The organism is Thomasclavelia sp., from assembly GCF_047249845.1.
Lineage (GTDB): Bacteria > Bacillota_I > Bacilli_A > Erysipelotrichales > Coprobacillaceae > Thomasclavelia.
On sequence record NZ_JBKTWO010000111.1, the window covers coordinates 1 to 2,246 of the forward strand.

At 29.3% G+C, this 2,246-nt stretch carries 4 protein-coding genes; 2 read left to right on the forward strand and 2 right to left on the reverse strand.

Features of this window, described 5'->3' with window-relative positions:
- Positions 1-341: hypothetical protein (locus tag ACLR9T_RS13670; protein ID WP_413110047.1), on the forward strand; the 341-nt coding region annotated here is incomplete at its 5' end.
- A gap of 140 nt (positions 342-481) precedes the next feature.
- Complete coding sequence (locus ACLR9T_RS13675; protein ID WP_413110048.1) at positions 482-685, forward strand: hypothetical protein; 204 nt, start codon at positions 482-484, stop codon at positions 683-685.
- A gap of 17 nt (positions 686-702) precedes the next feature.
- On the opposite strand, the gene ACLR9T_RS13680 is transcribed toward ACLR9T_RS13675, so the two are convergent.
- A complete protein-coding gene (locus ACLR9T_RS13680) occupies positions 703-1,572 on the reverse strand; it encodes an IS3 family transposase (protein WP_413110049.1) in 870 nt (289 codons plus the stop codon).
- A 17-nt stretch (positions 1,573-1,589) separates the two neighbouring features.
- A complete protein-coding gene (locus ACLR9T_RS13685; protein WP_004610048.1) occupies positions 1,590-1,892 on the reverse strand; it encodes a transposase in 303 nt (100 codons plus the stop codon).
- Positions 1,893-2,246 lie beyond the last annotated feature (354 nt).

Consider the following 2,246-nt stretch of genomic DNA (forward strand, 5'->3'; position numbering starts at 1 on the left):
ATCATTTCTTGAAGATACTATGTAGACTTGATGTATGGGATGCAGCCGATTACTTTTCAGCACTAAAACTTGTTAAAGAAGAATTAGATTATTATTTAGAATATCATAACACAAAAACAGGTAATAAAATGTTAAAAGCAATGTTTGAAAGGGGAGAAGATATTGAATCTAAAATATATGAAGCAACATATTGTATAGGAGAAGTATCATTTAGAGAAGCTAACTTAATTCAATCATTGCATTTATTGTGGGAACAATTAAGTAATGTAGCACATATATTTGAAGAGAATATGAAGGAAGCATTTTTACCAAGTTATTTTTCGAATATAATTAGTTACTAAAACTTATATTGTTGATTATTATACATTATTAGATAAATCCTAATGTGTCGAGTAAAAGTTAAATTATCTTGTAATAAAATACTTCACATGAGATAATTTACTTAGATAAATTGGAATTTGTAGAGATGATAGGAGTATTTATGAATAAAAAGTTAGTTAAGGAATTTTTAATAATAACATTTGTTATAATGCTAATATTTTGGGGTGTTTGTGCTTTAATTAGTCAAATATTTAACTTGACAATAAATAATATATTTTTAAGGATTATGCACATTATCGGGGGATTCTCCCCAACTATTGCCTCTTATATATCTGGTACTATGTCAAGAAAAAGTGCCAGTTAAATAGAAATTTTTTCTATTTAACTTCTACATTTGAAAAATGCTGATTCATAATTATTTGGACTTATATAACCGCAATGATTATGAATTCTTACTGTGTTATAAAATGTCTCAATATATTCAAATATTAATTGATATGTTTGTCCATAATCCATTATTTTGAAGCGATTTAGCCATTCTCTTTTTATCAGTGAATGAAACGATTCTATACACGCATTATCCCATGGTGTTCCCTTTTCTGAGTAGCTTCTTTTCATTTTCACCGTTATTTTTTGATATTCTTCACTTGTAAACTGCACCCCGCGATCGCTATGGATCACAAGCGGTTTTTCAATATTTCTTCTCGCTTTTGCAATGTTTATTGCTTCTACTACAGATTCAGCTTTCATATCTTTCGTTAGTACCCATGATATGATTTTCCTTGAATATAAATCCATTACACTTGTTAAATAAACAAAACCCTCATCATAGGTCCAGATATAGGTTATATCTGTACACCAGAAAGCATTTGGTCTGTCTGGATTGAATTCTCGTTTAAGCAAATTTTTTAGATCAGAGGAGAAATTTTTTGAAACTGTTGTTTTTGTCCAGTGTTTTATATAGCAGGCTTTTATTCCCATTTCACGCATATAATTACTGACTGTTTTCATGCTTATCTTTATTCCTTTTTGACGCAGGATATAAGTGATTTTTGGTGCTCCATATATTTCTTTACTTTCATGATAAATAGTTAGAATCATTTCTTTGATTCGTTCTTTGTGTAATTGCTGATGGGATTTTTTACGATGTTTCCATGATTTAAAACCGCTTCTGGAAATATTTAATATTCTGGTTACTGCTCTAATCGAAACATTATCTGAATCTGCAGTTTCTTCAATATATTTGCTCAATGCTCTATAAAGAATACTTACTGGCTGTTGAGAATGTTCATAGCTTTTTTTAATATTTCAACAGCATCTCTTAAATCCCTGTTTTCTTTTTTTAATCTTGCCAGTTCTTTTGCATCATCACTGGAATAATTACCAGAACCTCTAAATACCTTGCTTTCGTCATCGCTGTTTGATGAATATTCTTTAATCCAGCGATGAATAGAACTTAATGAGATTCCAAGATTATTAGCTACTTCAGCCATGGTAAGTTCAGGATGATGCTTCCTATAATTAACAGCATCAATTTTAAATTGTTTATCGATTTGTTTCTTTTTAGCCATATAACTCTACCCCTTATTTATAATTTGATTATTGATTAATATAGATTACATCTGTTATCAGTATTAATCAATACTGTTTTCATTTTATTGACATTTCTCTATTTAACTGGACCTAAATATATACTAGCATCACAACAACTAAGAAATATACTCATGAAATCAATGTTACTAACATTGCTCCGCACGGACAAATTGATCTATTGAAAACTGATAAAGATACAAAAGAACCATTAGGTGGCATTACATTTGAATTAACAGCAAAGGAAGATATCTATTCTCTTGATGGAAGAAATACTCTTTTATATAATGGCGGTGATAAAGTATCGGTAGATATTTCTGAAAACGGATTATATG